This is a genomic window from Nonomuraea sp. NPDC049419 (assembly GCF_040676995.1).
Lineage (GTDB): Bacteria > Actinomycetota > Actinomycetes > Streptosporangiales > Streptosporangiaceae > Nonomuraea > Nonomuraea salmonea.
Map to the genome: position 1 here is coordinate 383,105 of NZ_JBFAQB010000003.1, position 15,734 is coordinate 398,838.

A 15,734-nucleotide genomic window follows, 5' to 3' on the forward strand; every position below is an offset into this window, starting at 1 on the left:
CCCTGCCGCGATCACCGCGGCACACCGGTCCAGTGAACGCTCTTTACGCGCGCGGCAACTGACGGCCGATCGACCGTCATGTCGTGACGTCCGGGCGAGGACAGATTTCGAGGTGAGGGCCGACACCATGCAGAGCACCGCGGCCACCCCGGTGACGAGGATGACACACACATGCCAGCCATCACGCGCGACCCCACCGCGTACCCGGCGACCCCGCCGGGAGCGGGCGGGATCTTGACAAGGCCGGAAACCCTGGTGACAACAGGATTTGACGCCTTATGGAGCATCATGCCCTGCGTTATCGTGAGTCCCGTCTTGTGCCCATCTCGCGTGCGGACGGCTCATGGCTCACTCCGGCTCCACGAGATACGACTCGGCCACCAGGCAGCTGGAGAAGGCGGTCGCCCGCACGGCCTCCGGCGCACGCGGCGCGGTCGGGGCGGTGGCGGTGGTCGCCGCGCTGTTCGGCGCCGTACCTCCGGTCTCGCTCGGCTGGCTCGTGCCGATGCTGCTCGTCCACCTGGCCTGGACCGCGCTGCACCTGCGGGTCTTCCTGCGCGCGCTGCCGCTGCCGCACTGGCTGGTGGCCGGTGATGTGGCCGCCACCGTCGCGCTCTGCCTGGCCCAGGTCCACCTGGTGCCGCCCGAGGCGCTCAACACCGGGTCGAGCTTCGTCTCGGGGCTGGTCACGATGACCATCGTCCTGGCCGGCGCCCAATGGCGTCCCCGCCTGGCCGTGCCCGCCGGGCTCGCGGTGGCCGTGTCCTTCGCGGCCGGCGTCCGCATCGCCTCGCCCACGCACGACGTGACAGGCCCTTTCGGGGTCAACATCGTGCAGCTGCTCGCCATCGTGCTGCTGATGGCGCTGCTGCGCCGCTCGGCCGCCTCCGCCGACGCCTTCCTGCGGCAGAGCGCCCAGGCCGGGATCGCCCTCATCGTCGAACGCCTGCGCCGCGAGGACGAGCTGCGCCAGGTCAGCAGCATCCACGAGACCGCGCTGCACACGCTCACCATGGTCGGGCTCGGCACGTACGACAAGCCGTCCGCCACCCTGCGCGCCCAGGCCGGCGCCGACCTCACCGCGCTGGAGAAGCTGCGCGACCAGCCGACCGCGGACTCCGCGCCCATCGCGCTCGACGCGCTGCTCGACGAGGTCGCCGGGCGCGCCGACGGCCTCCAGGTACGCCGCGACCTCACCCCCGAGACCGTCCCCGGCGAGGTCGCCGAGCGCTTCGCCCGCGCCGTCACCGAGGCGCTCGCCAACGTCGCGCTGCACGCCGGCGTCCGCGAGGCCGAGCTGGTCTGCGGCCGGCGCGACGGCGCCATCAGGGTCGAGGTGGCCGACCACGGGCGCGGCTTCGACCAGCACCGCCTGCCGCCCGACCGGTTCGGCGTCCGCGGCTCCATCCTCGACACCATGCGCTCCCTGCCGAACGGCGGCGCCGCCATCACCTCCGGTGACCGCGGCACCCGCGTCAGCCTGTGGTGGCGGCCATGACCGAGGAGATCGAGCAGGTAGCCCAGCGCTACGCCCGCTACACCGCGCTCGGCGCGGTCGTCATCGCCGCCGTCTGGCACCTCGGCTACGACCTCACGGTGACCCTCACCGGCTGGAGCTCCTTCCGCTGGCCGATCGTCGCGCTCGTCGCCTGGGTCGTCTACTCCGTGATCCTGGTGATCGGCGCGCTCGCCCTGGCGCGTACCTCCAGCGGTCCCGCGCGCATCCGCGAGCTCGCCGCCGCCGCGCTCGCCGTGGACGTCGCCGTCATCCTCGCCTGCCGCCCCGGCGAGCTGCTCGGCATCAGCGACTGGGGCTGGGGCTCGGTCGGCTGGCTCGCCGTCATGCTGTGCTGGAACCGGCCCCGCTGGAAGGCCGAGATGATCGCCTTCCTGAGCGCCAACGCCGGCATCATGCTCCTCGCCATGGCGCTCTCCGGCTCGCTCGACCGCGTCTCCATCGCCAAATACCTCGTCGTCATCGCCGGCGGCGTCACCATGCAGCTCGGCTACATGGCCGGCTGCCACATGCTGCGCGCCCGCGCCGAGGAGACCGTGCTGCTGGCCCGCAGGCTCGCCGCCGACGACGCCTGGCGCGAGTCCGCCCAGCGCATCCACGCCGACCGGCTGCGCCGCTACGAGGCCATCCGCGACGTCGCCGATACCCTGCTCCACCAGCTCGCCGACGGCGCCGACCCCGGCGACCCGCGCGTCCGCGAGGACTGCACCGCCGGCGCCGCCCGGCTGCGCCGCCTCATCACCGAACGCGAGGACGTGCCCGACGAGCTGGTGTCCGTGCTGCGCGAGCGCATCGACGCCGCCGAGCGCCGCCAGGTCCTCGTCACCGCGCCGCCCTTCGGCGAACGGCTGCCCGAGCTGCCGGACGGCGTCCGCGAGGACCTGCTCAGGGCGCCCGTCCGCGCGCTCGACGGCGCCAGGTCGCGGGCCAGGGTGACCGTGTCGGCCATGTCCACGATGGTCAGCGTCGCCGTCGTCGCCGACAACGAGGACCTGCCCGTCAGCCCCAGCCCCGTACGCGAGGCCAGCGGGGTCGTCGTCAGCTACCAGCGGCAGGGAGGTGAGGTGTGGGTCAACAGCATCTGGGAGGGCCCGTGACCGTCGCGCTGGTGGAGGACCACCAAGTGGTGGTGGACGGCGTACGGTCGTGGTTCGGCCCGCCTGGTCCCGTCACGCTCGTCGCCCAGGGGCCCACCATCGAGTCGGTCCGCGGCGTCGCCGCCGACGTGCTGCTGCTCGACCTCAACCTCAACGGCACGATGGTCATGGACCGCATCGCCGGGTTGTGCGCGGGCGGGCAGCGCGTCATCGTCTTCTCCGAGCACGAGGAGCCGGAGATCGTCCGGGCCGCGCTCGACGCCGGCGCCTCGGCCTTCATCGGCAAGGGCCGCGCCACCCGCGAGTCGTGCCTGGAGACCATCATGGAGGTCGCCGCCGACCGGCCCAGCGTCACGCCTCCCATGGCCCAGGCCATCGCCACCGACGAGGGCCCGCACCGTCCGCAGCTGTCCGACAAGGAGCGGATGGCGCTGCTCTACTGGTTCCAGTCGATGTCGAAGGCGTCGGTGGCGGCCCGCATGGGGATCAAGGAACGTACGGTGCGGCAGTACATCGACCGCGCCCGCGTCAAGTACGCCGCCGCCGGCCGCCCCGCCCCCACCAAGGAGAAACTCCTCATCTGCGCCATCCAGGACGGGCTGGTCCAGCCGGACGAGGTCACCGTCTACACCTCCCTGGCCGCGAAGACCTCACGGGAAGAGGGATGAGGACCCTGGCCCCCGGCACGTCGACGGTATAGGGCGGCCTGCCGGGAAGAACGGTGCGCTCGATCGATGGCAGGTGCCGTCACCTGCTCGGTAGGGGGATTCCCGGGACGGCACGCAACCTACCCGAGGTTCATCACTCTCCGTCGTGCCCTGACTACCGTTCTGCTTCTTTGAAAGTTTCAAGTCTCTGAGCGATATCGGGAAAGCCCTTTCCGCAGCTCAACCCCGACGCGGGACCTCCCTTTGCGGGCCTGACAGCGGGCATCACTTGGCCGGACCGCGGCCGTCAGATACCGTCCCCCCACCAGGAGCGCTCCTCTTCACCGGCAACCCCCCGACCGGAACACGGAGACCGCACATGCCCCAAGCACCGCACCGCCGCAGGGCGCCGCGCGCCCTGGTCCTGCTCTTCTCCATCGCGATGATCCTGCTCGTGCCGCTGACCGGCACCGCATCGGCGCACGGTTCCGTCGTCGACCCGGCCTCCCGCAACTACGGCTGCTGGCTGCGCTGGGGCAGCGACTTCCAGAACCCCGCCATGGCCCAGCAGGACCCGATGTGCTGGCAGGCGTGGCAGGACAACACCAACGCCATGTGGAACTGGAACGGCCTCTACCGTGACAACGTCGGTGGCAACCACCAGGCCGCCGTGCCCAACGGCCAGCTCTGCAGCGCCGGCCGCACCCAGGACGGCCGCTACCGCTCGATGGACACGCCGGGCGCGTGGAAGACGACGAGCCTCGGCGGCACGTTCGACATCCGGCTGACCGACCAGGCCCGCCACGGCGCCGACTACATCAGGGTCTACATCACCAGGCAGGGCTACGACGCCACGACCACGCCCCTCGGCTGGAACCACCTGGAACTGATCAGAGAGACCCCCAGGTACGCCCCCGGCGGCGAGTACATGATCACCGGCCTCAACAAGGGCTCGCGCACCGGCCGCCACGTCGTCTACACGATCTGGAAGGCGTCCCACATGGACCAGACGTACTACTTCTGCAGCGACGTCACCTTCAGCTGAAAAACCCGGAGACCTCCCGGCCGAGGGAACACCAAGCAGGCACTTCTCCCCGTCGTGGTCGCGGACCGGCATCCCACGACCTGACGACCGGCCGGCCGGAAAGGGCCCTCGCCGCCTCCCTCCGCAGGGGAGGCGGCGAGGGCCTTCTGGCGTATCGGTGCCGGATCGCGGCGAAGTGGGCGTGCGGGTGCTCCGAAGCGGGTGCGAAGGAGCCGGCGACCTGGCCGCGGTGGCTGCCGCTGTCGTGGTGCGAGTGCCGGATTCACCGTGCCGCCGGGAGGCGTACGGCGTCGCTGCGCGAGCCGTCCTGGGAGCCGACGCCCGCCCCGCGGGAGAGGTTCCGCGCGCTGCTGCCCGGGGTAGTGGCCTTCCGCGTGCCCGTACGGTCGGTACAGGCCATGTTCAAGCCGAGCCAGGACATCGACGCCGAACGGTACGAGCGCGTCCGCGCCGACTTCGCCGCCGACGATCCGCGGCTCGCCGATGTGATGGACAAATGATGACTTTTCCTACTTTCTCGTCCAGCCAGACCGAACCCAGGCTCCGCGGCAAGGAACTCGGCGCCCACCTGCGCAAGCACATCGCCGCCAACTACGCCGGCTACACCGACCTGTTCGCCGTGGCCGGCGCCACCCCCGCGCAGGTGCGCGCGTGGGGCGAGCGGGCTCTTGACCGCAGTGCCGGCTGGGCGCCGAACCTGGCGGAGGAGATGGCCGGGATCGCCGCGGGCGCCGGGTTGGAGCCGTGGCAGGTCGCCGTCGTCAACGCGCGCACGGAGATCCTGGCCGCCATCGACGCGATCGGGCACGGTGAGTGCTCGACCTCGGTGGTGCTGCCCGAGAGCGGCCCGCCGCGTACGGTGCAGACCTGGGACTGGCATGACCACCTGCGCGACGCGCCCATCCTGTGGGAGCTGGAGCCGCGCCCAGGCCACGTCGTGCGCACGTTCACCGAGGCAGGGGCGCTGGCCAAGATCGGGGTCGGCACCGCAGGGCTGGGCGTGCACTTCAACATCCTGCGCCACGACTCCGACACCGCCGACCTCGGCGTGCCCGTGCACCTGATCGCCCGCCGCATCCTCGACGAGGCGGCGACCGTCGAGGAGGCCGCCGGGATCGCCCGCTCGGCCCGGGTCTCGGCCTCGACCGTCATCACGGTGGTGACGGAGTCGGACGCCGGATCCATCGAGATCTCCCCGGCCGGCGTGGCCGTCATCCCGCCGGGGCCCGACGGCGTCCTGCTGCACTGCAACCACTTCCTGGACGCGGACCTCGCGGTGGGGGAGCGGCACGCCACCCAGCGGCCCGGCACCTACGACCGGTTCCGCCACCTGAGCGACCACGTCGAGGGGCTCAGCCAGGAGGATCAGAACGCGCGGGCGCTCGCCATGCTCAGCCACGCCCCCGGCGCGCCCGTCTGCGCGCATCCCGACCTCACCCAGCCGCTCAACCAGCGGTGGGAGACGCTCGCCACGATCGGGCTCGACCTGCCCGCCGGGCGGCTGCGGGTGCACCAGGGCGGGCCCTGCCAGGTCACCGAGGCGACCTGGCAGACGTTCTGAGCCCTTACTTGAAGGCGGCGACGCCGGTCAGCGCCTTGCCGATGACCAGCTGGTGGACCTCGGAGGTGCCCTCGTAGGTCAGCACCGACTCCAGGTTCACCGCGTGCCTGATCACCGGGTATTCGAGGGTGACGCCGTTCGCGCCGAGCAGCGTGCGGCACTTCCTGGCGATCACCAGGGCCTCGCGCACGTTGTTCAGCTTGCCGGTGCTCACCTGCTCGGGGGTGAGCGTCCCCGCCTCCTTCAGCCGGCCGAGGTGCACCGCGAGGAGCAGCCCCTTGCCCAGCTCAAGCGCCATGTCCGCGAGCTTCTCCTGGGTCAGCTGGTACGACGCCAGCGGCCTGGCGAACACCTCGCGGCCGGCCACGTACGACAGCGTCGTCTCCAGGCAGTCGAGCGCCGCCCCCATCGCCCCGAACACGATGCCGAACCTGGCCTCGTTCAGGCAGCCGAGCGGCCCCGACAGGCCGCGCGCGCCGGGCAGCATCGCGTCGGCGGGCAGGCGCACGCCGTCGAGCACCAGCTCGCTGGTCACGCTCGCGCGCAGCGAGATCTTGTGCTTGATCTCGTTGACCGTGAAGCCGGGCGTTCCGGCCGGCACCAGGAAGCCGCGCACGCCCTCGTCCGTACGCGCCCAGACCACCGCCACGTCGGCGACCGAGCCGTTGGTGATCCACATCTTGGTGCCGTTCAGCACCCAGTCGCCGCCCTCGCGCTTGGCCGTGGTGCGCATGCCGCCCGGGTCGGAGCCGAAGTCGGGCTCGGTCAGGCCGAAGCAGCCGATGCGCTCGCCTGCCGCCATCGCGGGCAGCCACTCCTGCTTCTGCTCCTCGCTGCCGTACTTCCAGATGGCGTACATGGCGAGCGAGCCCTGCACGGAGACCAGGCTGCGCAGGCCGGAGTCGGCGGCCTCCAGCTCCAGGCAGGCGAGGCCGTACGCGACCGCGCCCATGCCGGCGCAGCCGTACCCGTCGAGGTGCATGCCGAGCACGCCGAGCGAGCCGAGCGTGCGGGCCAGTTCGCGGGCGGGCAGCTCGCCGGCCTCGAACCAGCCCGCGACGTGCGGCCGGATCTCCCGGTCGCACACGCGCCTGACCGTGCTCCTGATCTCGCGCTCCTCCTCGGTCAGCAGGGTGTCCAGGGAGAACAGGTCGGTGGGTGCGATCATAACCTCTCCGTATGTTGGATCCAATATTGAAAATCCAATATGGCATAGTTAGGGTGCGTTGACCATGGACGTTCTGCATCTCATCGCCGGCCGCTGGGCCGAGGGGGACGGCGCGTGGGGCGCGGGGCCGGCATGAGCGGCGCGCTGTCGGGGCTGCTGATCGCCGACTTCAGCCGGGTGCTGGCCGGCCCCTACGCCACCATGCTGCTGGCCGACCTGGGCGCGGAGGTGATCAAGGTCGAGCGGCCCGGCGCCGGTGACGACACGCGGGCCTGGGGGCCGCCGTACGCCGGCGGCGAGGCCACGTACTTCCTGGGCGTCAACCGCAACAAGCGCTCGATCGCCCTCGACCTCAAGGCGGACGCCGAGGTCGCGAAGGCGCTCGCCGCCCGGGCCGACGTGCTGGTGGAGAACTTCAAGCCGGGCGCCATGGACCGGCTCGGGCTCGGCTACGAGACGCTGCGCGAGCTGAACCCCGGGCTCGTCTACTGCTCGATCACCGGCTTCGGCTCCGGCGCCGGAGCGGACCTGCCCGGCTACGACCTCATCGCGCAGGCCGTGGGCGGGCTCATGAGCGTCACCGGCGAGCCGGAAGGTCCCGGCACCAAGGCGGGCGTGGCGCTGGTGGACGTGATCACCGGCCTGCACGCCGGCCTCGGCATCCTCGCCGCGCTCCGCCACCGCGACAGGACCGGCGAGGGGCAGCGCATCGAGGTGTCGCTGCTGTCGTCCCTGCTGTCGGCGCTCACGAACCACGCCTCCGCCTACGCCGCCGCCGGGGTCGTGCCGCGCGCCATGGGCAACCGGCACCCGAGCATCGTGCCGTACGAGGTGTTCCAGGCCGCCGACCGCCCGATCGTCATCGCGGCGGGCAACGACCGCCAGTTCCGCGCCCTGTGCGCCGCGCTGGACCGGCCCGGCCTCGCCGGCGACCCCCGCTACGCCACCAACGCCGGCCGCGTCGCCGCCCGCGAGCCGCTCGTCGCCGCCTTGAACGCGGCGCTCGCCGAGCGGACGGCCGACGAGTGGTTCGGCCGGCTGACCGAGGCCGGCGTGCCGTGCGGCCCGATCAACGACCTGGCCGCCGCCTTCTCCCTCGCCGCCGGCCTCGGCCTCGGCCCGGCCGTGGACCTCGACGGAGTCGGCCAGGTCGCGAACCCGCTGCGGCTCAGCGCCACCCCGCCCGCCTACCGCCGCAGGCCGCCGGAGCTCGGGCAGGACGAGGCATGGGTTCGTGAGATATTGGGGCGGTGAGTCCCGATCAGGCACGACGCAGGCCGCCCACGGCCCAGCAGTTCGTGCTGGGCGAGCTGCGGCGGGCCATCACCACCGGCAGGCTGCGCCCCGGCGCCCCCATCCGGCAGGACGCGCTCGCCGAGGAGCTCCAGGTCAGCAGGGTCCCGCTGCGCGAAGCGCTCAAAACGCTGCAGGGCGAGGGCCTCGTCACCTACGAGGCCCACCGGGGCTACTTCGTCGAGACGCTCTCCCTCGACGACCTGCGCGAGGTCTACCGCATCAGGGAGCTGCTGGAGGAGGAGGCCGTGCGCCGGGCGGTCTCCCGGCTCACCGACGCCGACCTCGCCCGGCTCGAGGCCGCGCAGGACGACGTCGAGCGGGCCGCCGCCGCGGGCGACGTGCCGGCCATGGCCACCGCCAACCGGGCGTTCCACATGACGTTGTTCGACTGCGCGGGGATGCCGCGGCTGGCCCGGCTGATCCGTACGCTGTGGGACTCGACCGACGCCTACCGGTCGATGTACTACGGCGATGCGGGCAACCGCGAGCGCGTGATCAAGGAGCACCGCGCGACGCTCGACGCGCTGCGCCGCCGCTCCGCCGACGACGCCGTGGCCACCCTCGACGTGCACCGCGCCCACGCGGTGGCCGCGCTCGCCCCCCTGCTCGACACCTGACCCCCAGGAAGGGCAGGGTCAACGCAAGGTCACCGACGACAGCGGCTGGCCCTTGTGGTCGAGCAGCAGCGCCTCCACGCCTTCGCGGGCGGGCCACCAGGCCAGGGCCCGCAGGCCGTGCTCGGGCACCACGACGTCGCGCGCGTCGATCCGCACGCTGCCGACCTCGGCCGACAGGCGCCGGCGACAGCAGCCAGACGTCCAGAGCCAGAACAGGCCGCGGGGGATACATCCGCTCTAGCCCGGCCGGCTCGCCAGGCCGAGCACGGCGTTGATCAACGCGGGGCCGTTCAGCATCTCCAGGTCGTTGTGACCGGCCCCGTCCATCTCCACGACCGTGGCGCCGGCGGCCTCGGCGACCGTGCGGCTCAGGCGGGCGGGGACGATCGTGTCGGCTGTGCCGTACACGACGACGACCGGCGCGCGGACCCGGCGGATCTGCTCGGCGACGGGGAAGCGGTCCCGCAGGAGGGGGCGTACCGGGAGGAAGGGGTAGTTGACCTGGCCGGCCGCCGCCAGGTCGGGGAACGGCGAGCGCAGCAGCAGCCCGTGCGGCGGGCGCTCCATGGCGAGGCGGGTCGCGACCGCCGCGCCCAGGCTCTCGCCGACGTACACCACCCGGCGCTCGCCCAGCCAGTCGCGGGCCGCCAGCGCGTCGCGGAACAGGCCCTCCTCGTCCGGGGCTCCGGGGTTGCCGCCGTAGCCGCGGTAGTCCATGAGCAGCACCCCGAGACCGTGCGCCGCCAGCGCGCTCGCCAGCGGCGCCCGGTGCAGCCTGTTGCCCGCGTTGCCGCCCATCACCAGCACGGTCACGTCACGCCGGCCCGGCACGTGCCAGGCGGTGAGTTCGAGCCCGTCCCGGGTGGTGAACGTGACGTCACGCGCCCCCGGCACGACCGTCCCGGCCGGCGGCGGGGCGGCGCGGTCGGGCAGGTAGATCAGCCGCCGCTGGAACACCCACAGCAGCGCGAGGAGCAGGACCGCCACCGCGGCGACGACCAGGGCGGCACGCACGAGCGTCGTCACACCCCTCACGTTACGCACCCGCCCGGCGGCCCGCACCCCCACGACGCGCGGCCCCGCGACGCGCGGCCCCGCGACGCGCGGCCCCGCCCCGAGGGCCGAGCGGACGCCCCGGATCTCGCCTTGGGGCGCCGAGCGGCCGGACGTTGCGGACCGGTCGCGGACGCTCAGTGGCTAGACGACCGTGCCCGACTGGACGACGTGGCGGATGTGCTTCGGGTCGGCGAGGACGCCGACGTCCTCCAGCGGGTCGCCGTCGAGCACCAGCAGGTCGGCGTGCGCGCCCACGGCGAGCGTGCCGAGCTCGCCGGTCAGCCCGACCAGCTCAGCCGCCCCCGTGGTGGCCGCGCGCAGCACGTCGAGGGGCGACTGCACCTCGGCCCGCAGCCGGAACTCCTGGTTCTGGTGCCGGTGCATGCCGCCGAGCAGGTCCGTCCCGTACGCCAGCCGCACCCCGCCGCGCGCGGCCCGTTCGAGCGCGACGATGCCCGCTTCGAGCACCTCGTCCACCTTGCGCCAGCTGCTCTCCGGCAGCCCGAAGTCGCGGCCCTCCTCCTTCAGCGCCCAGTACGTGACCAGCGTCGGCACCAGGAACGCGTCGTGCCGCAGGAAGAGCTCCACGCTGGAGTCGTCGATGAGGTTGCCGTGCTCGATGGAGCGCACCCCGGCCTCAAGCGCCCGGTTGACGGCGCGGGCGGTGTAGGCGTGGGCGGCGACGTACCGGTTGGCGGCCTCGGCCTCCTCGACGGCGGCGCGCAGCTCGTCCATGGAGTACTGGGTCGAGTCGATGCGGTCGGTGGGGGAGGCGACGCCGCCCGAGGCCATCACCTTGATGTGGTGGGCGCCCTTGCGCAGCTCGTCCCGGGCGGCGGCACGCACGGCGTCCACCCCGTCGGCCACCCGCCCGACGCCCGCGCAGCACGGGTGGTCGTCGGTGAGGTGCTCGCCCCGGCCGCGGAAGTCGGCGTGGCCGCCGGTCTGGCTCAGCCCCTTGCCGCAGAACAGCAGGCGCGGTCCCCGGATGAGCCCCTCGGCCTGCGCGTCGGCCAGGCCGAAGTCGGCGCCGGACGCGTCGCGCACGGTGGTGAAGCCGCGGCTCAGCATGTCGCCCATGATGCGGGCGGTGTGGGCGGTGACGTACGACGGGGGCAACGAGCGCAGCGAGCCGAGGTCCGCGCTGGAGGCGGTGACGTGCACGTGCGCGTCGATCAGGCCGGGCACGACCCGCGCGCCCGCCACGTCGATCACCCGCGTGCCGTCGGGCGCGCCGAGCCCGCGCCCGGTCTCGGCGATCCGGCCGCCGGCGCAGCGCAGGTCGGCTTCGGCGTACTCGCCGGTCTCGACGTCGAGCAGCAGCGCGTTGCGCAGCAGCAGGCTCATGCGGCACCTCCGAACGTGAACTCCTTGGCGATCGCCTGGGCGGCGGCCACCGATGCGTCGTCGTAGGCGCCCTCGGCGTCGAGGATGTTGAGCACCCCGGCGACCTCGCCGTCCCGGCCGAGCACGGGCACGTTGATGATCGAGCCGCAGCCGAGGCTCTCGATCAGCTCGTGGTCGGCGAAGATCTCCCGTACGGCGGCCCTGTCGCGGCCGAAGTACGGCTCGCGCCCCTCGATGCAGGTGCTCAGCCACTGCTGGGCCACCTCGACGGTCTTCTCGCCGCCCACGGGGTACTCGGCCGGGTGGCTGCTGTGCACGCGGCGCAGGGCCCGGCGTTCCGGCACCCAGGCGAGGACGGTGAACAGCCGCACGCCCACCTCCTCGCGGACCCGCCGCTCCAGCTCGTCCAGGTCGTTCACTTGGTCGCCTCCTCGGTGGTGGATCCGGTGGTGGTGGATCCGGTGGTGGTGGATTCGGTCAGCTCTTCCAGCGATCGGCCCGCGGTGGCCAGGCCGAACACCATCACGCAGATCACGCCGGCCGCCAGCACCGCCGTGGTCAGCCCGAACACGCCGGCGAAGCCGAGGCTCGCGGCCGACCAGCCGATGATCGCCGGTGCCATGATGCTGCCGACCCGGCCGAACGCGCTGGACAGGCCGGTGCCGGTCGCGCGGATCCAGGTCGGGAAGACCTCGGGGGTGTAGGAGTAGACGCCGGCGTACGTGCCGTTCAGGAAGAACGACAGCACCGCGCCCGCGAGCGTGATCGTGACGGGCGAGTCCATCTGCGACAGCCAGAACGCGCTGACCGCCGAGCCCGCGAGGTAGATGGCGATGGTGTTCTTGCGGTCGAGCCGCTCCGACAGCCAGGCCGCGGAGAAGTAGCCGGGGATCTGCGCCAGGTAGATGATGATCGAGAACTCGAAGCTCTTGGTGACCGTGATGCCGCGCTGCACGAGCAGCGTGGGGATCCAGGAGAAGAACCCGTAGTACGAGAACGTGATCACGAACCAGATCAGCCAGATGACCGCCGTGCGCCTGGCCATGGCTCTGCTCCACAGGAAGCGCAGGGCGCTGAGCAGGTTCACCTTGGGGGTCTCCGCGGCCGGCGCGGTCGCGGACTCGGGCACCGGCGGGAGCGGCGCTCCGGTGGCGCGCTCGACGCGGCGCTCCAGGTCGGCGACCACCTGTTCGGCCTCGCCCGTACGGCCCTGCTGGAGCAGGTATCTCGGCGACTCGGGCAGCGAGCGGCGCCACCACAGCAGCATGAGGATGGGCAGCGCGGTGACGACTTGCGCGATCCGCCAGCCCTCGTCGAACGTCGGCACCACGAACCGGCCGATCAGCGCCGCCGCCACGAAGCCGAACGAGAAGAACCCGGACAGCGCGCCGACGAACCAGCCGCGCCGCTTGGCCGGCACGAACTCCGACAGGAACGGCGCGATGATCGCGCTCTCGGCGCCGGCGCCGGCTCCGGCCAGCACGCGGGCGCCCAGGAAGATCTCATAGTTGGGGGCGAACGCGGCGATCACCGAGAAGACGGCGTAGAAGGCGAGCGCGTACATCATGACCTTCTTGCGCCCGATCCGGTCGCCCAGCAGCCCGGCCGCCGTCGCGCCGAACAGGAACCCGAACGGCGTCGCCGACCCGATGATGCCGAGCTGGCCGTTCGACAGGCCCCAGGCATCCTGGGCGCTCGGCAGCAGGAACGCGACGACGGCGGAGTCCATGCCGTCGAAGGTGTAGCCGAGGCCGCCGATCAGGAGGAGGAGGTAGTGGGGACGGCTCAGCGGGAGCCGGTCCAGACGGGCCAACAAGGTCATCGAACACACCTTTCCCCAGGTCTTGGCCCTGCAGGTCGAATGCGAAGCAACATATAGTGCGTTTCGCTAAAATTGCAATGTTCTTTGCAAGTCTGCCTCGGCGGGAGCACGTACCATGTGTCCCGCCGAATGCCCGCGAAGGGCCTCAAGGAGCCGGGCGAGGAGAGGGATGACGGGCACCGACAGCTTCGAGGAATGGCTGCGCGACCGGCTGCCGGCGCGCGGGCTGCGCGGCAAGTCGGCCGCCCTGCTCGAAGTGCTGCTCTCCCAGCCGCGCCGGGCCTCGTTCGGGTCGGCGCAGGAGCTGGCCCAGCTCGCCGGGGTCAACGTGGCGACCGTCACCCGTACGGCGCAGGCCCTCGGCTTCGCCGGCTGGCCCGCACTCCAGCAGGAGCTGCGCGCCCGCTACCTGTCCTCGCTCAGCGCCGGCCAGGTCGCCGCCGAGCATCGCGGCAGCGGCTCGCCCAGCGCCCGCTCGCTGCGCCGCGACCTCGACAGCCTGGCATTGCTCAACCGCCGCCTCGACGAGCGCGTGCTGGTGACCATCGCCGAGGCCGTGGCGGCGGCCCGGCGTACGGTGATCGTCGCCGACGGCAGCTACGCCGCCGTCGGCATCGCCCTCGCCCACAACGCCCGCCTGGCCGGCTACCCGGTCACCGCCGTCACCGGGGGAGACGCGGAGCTCGCCAACACCATGGCCGCCAGCGCCGCGGGCGACGTCCTGATCGCGATCAGCTTCTGGCGCCTGTACGAGAGCACCGTCCTCGCCGCCGACGAGGCCCGGGCGCGCGGCGTACGCGTCTTCGCCGTCACCGACGCCGCCAGCCCCGCCCTGGCGGGGGCCGCCGAGGAGGTCGTCATGGTGCCGGCGGAGGGCGAGGCGTTCTTCCCTTCGCTGACGGCTGGCATCGCCGTCGCCCAGGCCCTGGTCACCCAGCTCGCCGCCGTGGACCCGGCGCGTACGGGCGCCTCCATCGAGGCGGCGGAGGCCATGTGGGCGAAGTTCTCCCTCCTCCACCGCCGCCCCAGCACCCCCGCGGGGGACCGCTGACCTACGGGCGGGTCACAACCAGCTGGCCCGCACGCTAGTGGCCACCTCGGCGCCTTCGGGCACGGGTGCGGACCGGGTGACGTCGAGCAGCCGCGCCACCGTCTCCACGATCTCCGGCGCCCGATCGCGCAATCCCACCACATCGGCCTCCGACACCGTGTCCCGAGGCTCGCCGGCCTTGTCCAGCACGTCTTCGAGGTCCGACAGCCGCAGCAGCAGCCACTTCAGCGGCTCCTGCGACAGCCCTTTGTCGAACACCCGCTGCCCCGGCTCCCAGCCGTCCACGCCGGGATGGTGATGCGTGCGATCGAAACTCCCCGGCTTCCCCGAGACCGACTCCAGCAGGTCCACCCGCCAGATCGGCCGGTCGACGGTGATCGGCCGGGCCGAGTAGATCGACCCCTTCAACTCACCCGTCTCCAGCCGGCGCAGCTCCAGCCGCACGCCGCGCTCGGCCCCCTCCTGTCCCTTCATGGGGTGGGGATCGACGAAGAAGATGTCGCTGACGGCCACGCCGATGCGATCGAAGCCGAAGAGGTAGAGCACGGAAGACCACGTCCTTCGCCGGGTGTGTGGGGCACCGCCTGCTCCTTCAACGTAACACCCCATACCGGGCGATCAAGGGCGGTTGGTAACGCGATGGGCGATTCGCTGGATGACCTTAGGAGTACGTCCCGCCACTGACCGTCACCGCGGACGTAAGATCACTCGGGGAGGTCACCATGCCGGACCGCACTCAGGGCGACGACGCGGCGCGACGCGTCGACGCCTTACGACGCCGCTACGAGCTGACCGAAGCCGAGACCCTGGCGAGGAGAAGCCTCGACCAGAACGGCGACGACCCCGGCCTGCTGATCGCCTGGGGCCGCCTCCTCCTGGCCACCCACCGCCCGGACCAAGCGCTCGCCACCTTCCGCCGGGCCGAGGAGCTGGACGCGGACCACCCCCGCGCGGTGGCCTGGCAGATCGCCACCCTCTCCAGGGACAGAAGGACGGCCGACGCCGCGACACTCGCCGAGACCGCCCTGCGCCGCTTCCCCACGAGCGCCCTCGTCCACGTCGCGGCCGGCCGCGCCCTCCTCGACTCCTCCCGCCCGCAGGACGCCGTACGGCACTTCGCCGACGCGGACGGCACGCTGGCGGCCGAGGAGGTCTGCCTGTGCTGGCAGGCCGCCGCACTGGTCGGCGTGAGCGCCTCTGCGGAAGCGGAGGCCCTGCTCCGCGCCCACCTCGCGAAAGATCCGGCCGCGGTGAAGGCACGATACCGGCTGGGCCGCGTGCTCCTGCACGACGACCGTCCCGCCGAGGCGCTCGAATGCTTCGACGCCGTGCTCGACGCCTGCCCCGACCATGACGATGCGCTGTGCCGAAAGGTGGAGGCCCTGCGCCGGGCGCGCCGTTTCAGCGAAGCCGAGGCATTCGCGGAGGAGGCGATGGAGCGGCTCCCCGGATGCCCCGGGTTGCACACCGAACTCGCCTGGGTCCTGAGCGCTCAGGATCGCGAGGATGAG

The 15,734-nt window shown here is 72.4% G+C and carries 16 protein-coding genes; 9 read left to right on the top strand and 7 right to left on the bottom strand.

Annotated elements, in window-relative coordinates; translation table 11 throughout:
- Positions 1-343 precede the first annotated feature (343 nt).
- From AB0K12_RS11805 to AB0K12_RS11825, 5 genes are all read left to right on the top strand, one after another.
- Positions 344-1,498, top strand: coding sequence for an ATP-binding protein (locus AB0K12_RS11805; RefSeq protein ID WP_364558660.1), 1,155 nt, complete (start codon positions 344-346; stop codon positions 1,496-1,498).
- Positions 1,495-2,613 carry a hypothetical protein gene (locus tag AB0K12_RS11810; RefSeq protein ID WP_364558663.1) on the top strand — a complete coding sequence of 373 codons (1,119 nt, stop codon included), beginning with the start codon at positions 1,495-1,497 and terminating at the stop codon, positions 2,611-2,613. The genes AB0K12_RS11805 and AB0K12_RS11810 overlap by 4 nt, the downstream gene beginning before the upstream one ends.
- Positions 2,610-3,281, top strand: a complete 672-nt coding sequence (locus AB0K12_RS11815) for a response regulator (RefSeq protein ID WP_364558666.1) — start codon at positions 2,610-2,612, stop codon at positions 3,279-3,281. The genes AB0K12_RS11810 and AB0K12_RS11815 overlap by 4 nt, the downstream gene beginning before the upstream one ends.
- Before the next feature lie 358 nt (positions 3,282-3,639).
- On the top strand, positions 3,640-4,305 hold the full coding sequence (locus AB0K12_RS11820; RefSeq protein WP_364558669.1) for a lytic polysaccharide monooxygenase: 666 nt from the start codon (positions 3,640-3,642) through the stop codon (positions 4,303-4,305).
- 496 nt (positions 4,306-4,801) lie between these two features.
- On the top strand, positions 4,802-5,866 hold the full coding sequence (locus AB0K12_RS11825; protein ID WP_364558671.1) for a C45 family peptidase: 1,065 nt from the start codon (positions 4,802-4,804) through the stop codon (positions 5,864-5,866).
- 4 nt (positions 5,867-5,870) lie between these two features.
- Here AB0K12_RS11825 and AB0K12_RS11830 read toward each other — a convergent pair whose 3' ends face one another.
- A complete protein-coding gene (locus tag AB0K12_RS11830; RefSeq protein ID WP_364558674.1) occupies positions 5,871-7,034 on the bottom strand; it encodes an acyl-CoA dehydrogenase family protein in 1,164 nt (387 codons plus the stop codon).
- 114 nt (positions 7,035-7,148) lie between these two features.
- On the opposite strand from AB0K12_RS11830, the gene AB0K12_RS11835 reads away from it, so the two are divergent.
- Positions 7,149-8,288 carry a CoA transferase gene (locus AB0K12_RS11835; RefSeq protein WP_364558677.1) on the top strand — a complete coding sequence of 380 codons (1,140 nt, stop codon included), beginning with the start codon at positions 7,149-7,151 and terminating at the stop codon, positions 8,286-8,288.
- Positions 8,285-8,947 (top strand): GntR family transcriptional regulator, encoded by a 663-nt coding sequence (locus tag AB0K12_RS11840; RefSeq protein WP_364558680.1) that lies wholly within the window; start codon positions 8,285-8,287, stop codon positions 8,945-8,947. The genes AB0K12_RS11835 and AB0K12_RS11840 overlap by 4 nt, the downstream gene beginning before the upstream one ends.
- An 18-nt stretch (positions 8,948-8,965) precedes the next feature.
- Here the strand turns inward: AB0K12_RS11840 and AB0K12_RS11845 are convergent, their stop codons facing one another.
- The 5 genes from AB0K12_RS11845 to AB0K12_RS11865 all read right to left on the bottom strand — a co-directional run bounded on the left by AB0K12_RS11845 (position 8,966) and on the right by AB0K12_RS11865 (position 13,172).
- Complete coding sequence (locus AB0K12_RS11845) at positions 8,966-9,103, bottom strand: hypothetical protein (protein WP_364558683.1); 138 nt, start codon at positions 9,101-9,103, stop codon at positions 8,966-8,968.
- Positions 9,104-9,184: 81 nt separating this feature from the next.
- On the bottom strand, positions 9,185-9,973 hold the full coding sequence (locus AB0K12_RS11850; protein ID WP_364558686.1) for an alpha/beta fold hydrolase: 789 nt from the start codon (positions 9,971-9,973) through the stop codon (positions 9,185-9,187).
- A 171-nt stretch (positions 9,974-10,144) separates the two neighbouring features.
- Positions 10,145-11,350 carry an amidohydrolase family protein gene (locus tag AB0K12_RS11855; RefSeq protein ID WP_364558689.1) on the bottom strand — a complete coding sequence of 402 codons (1,206 nt, stop codon included), beginning with the start codon at positions 11,348-11,350 and terminating at the stop codon, positions 10,145-10,147.
- Complete coding sequence (locus tag AB0K12_RS11860) at positions 11,347-11,769, bottom strand: GAF domain-containing protein (protein ID WP_364558692.1); 423 nt, start codon at positions 11,767-11,769, stop codon at positions 11,347-11,349. The genes AB0K12_RS11855 and AB0K12_RS11860 overlap by 4 nt, the downstream gene beginning before the upstream one ends.
- Entirely contained in the window at positions 11,766-13,172 is a 1,407-nt protein-coding gene (locus AB0K12_RS11865; protein WP_364558695.1) for an MFS transporter, read from the bottom strand. The genes AB0K12_RS11860 and AB0K12_RS11865 overlap by 4 nt, the downstream gene beginning before the upstream one ends.
- Positions 13,173-13,341: 169 nt before the next feature.
- On the opposite strand from AB0K12_RS11865, the gene AB0K12_RS11870 reads away from it, so the two are divergent.
- A complete protein-coding gene (locus AB0K12_RS11870) occupies positions 13,342-14,223 on the top strand; it encodes a MurR/RpiR family transcriptional regulator (protein ID WP_364558698.1) in 882 nt (293 codons plus the stop codon).
- Positions 14,224-14,235: 12 nt separating this feature from the next.
- Here the strand turns inward: AB0K12_RS11870 and AB0K12_RS11875 are convergent, their stop codons facing one another.
- Complete coding sequence (locus AB0K12_RS11875; protein WP_345399917.1) at positions 14,236-14,769, bottom strand: hypothetical protein; 534 nt, start codon at positions 14,767-14,769, stop codon at positions 14,236-14,238.
- 176 nt (positions 14,770-14,945) lie between these two features.
- Here AB0K12_RS11875 and AB0K12_RS11880 point away from each other — a divergent pair.
- On the top strand, positions 14,946-15,734 hold a 789-nt coding region (locus AB0K12_RS11880; RefSeq protein ID WP_364558702.1), incomplete at its 3' end, for a tetratricopeptide repeat protein.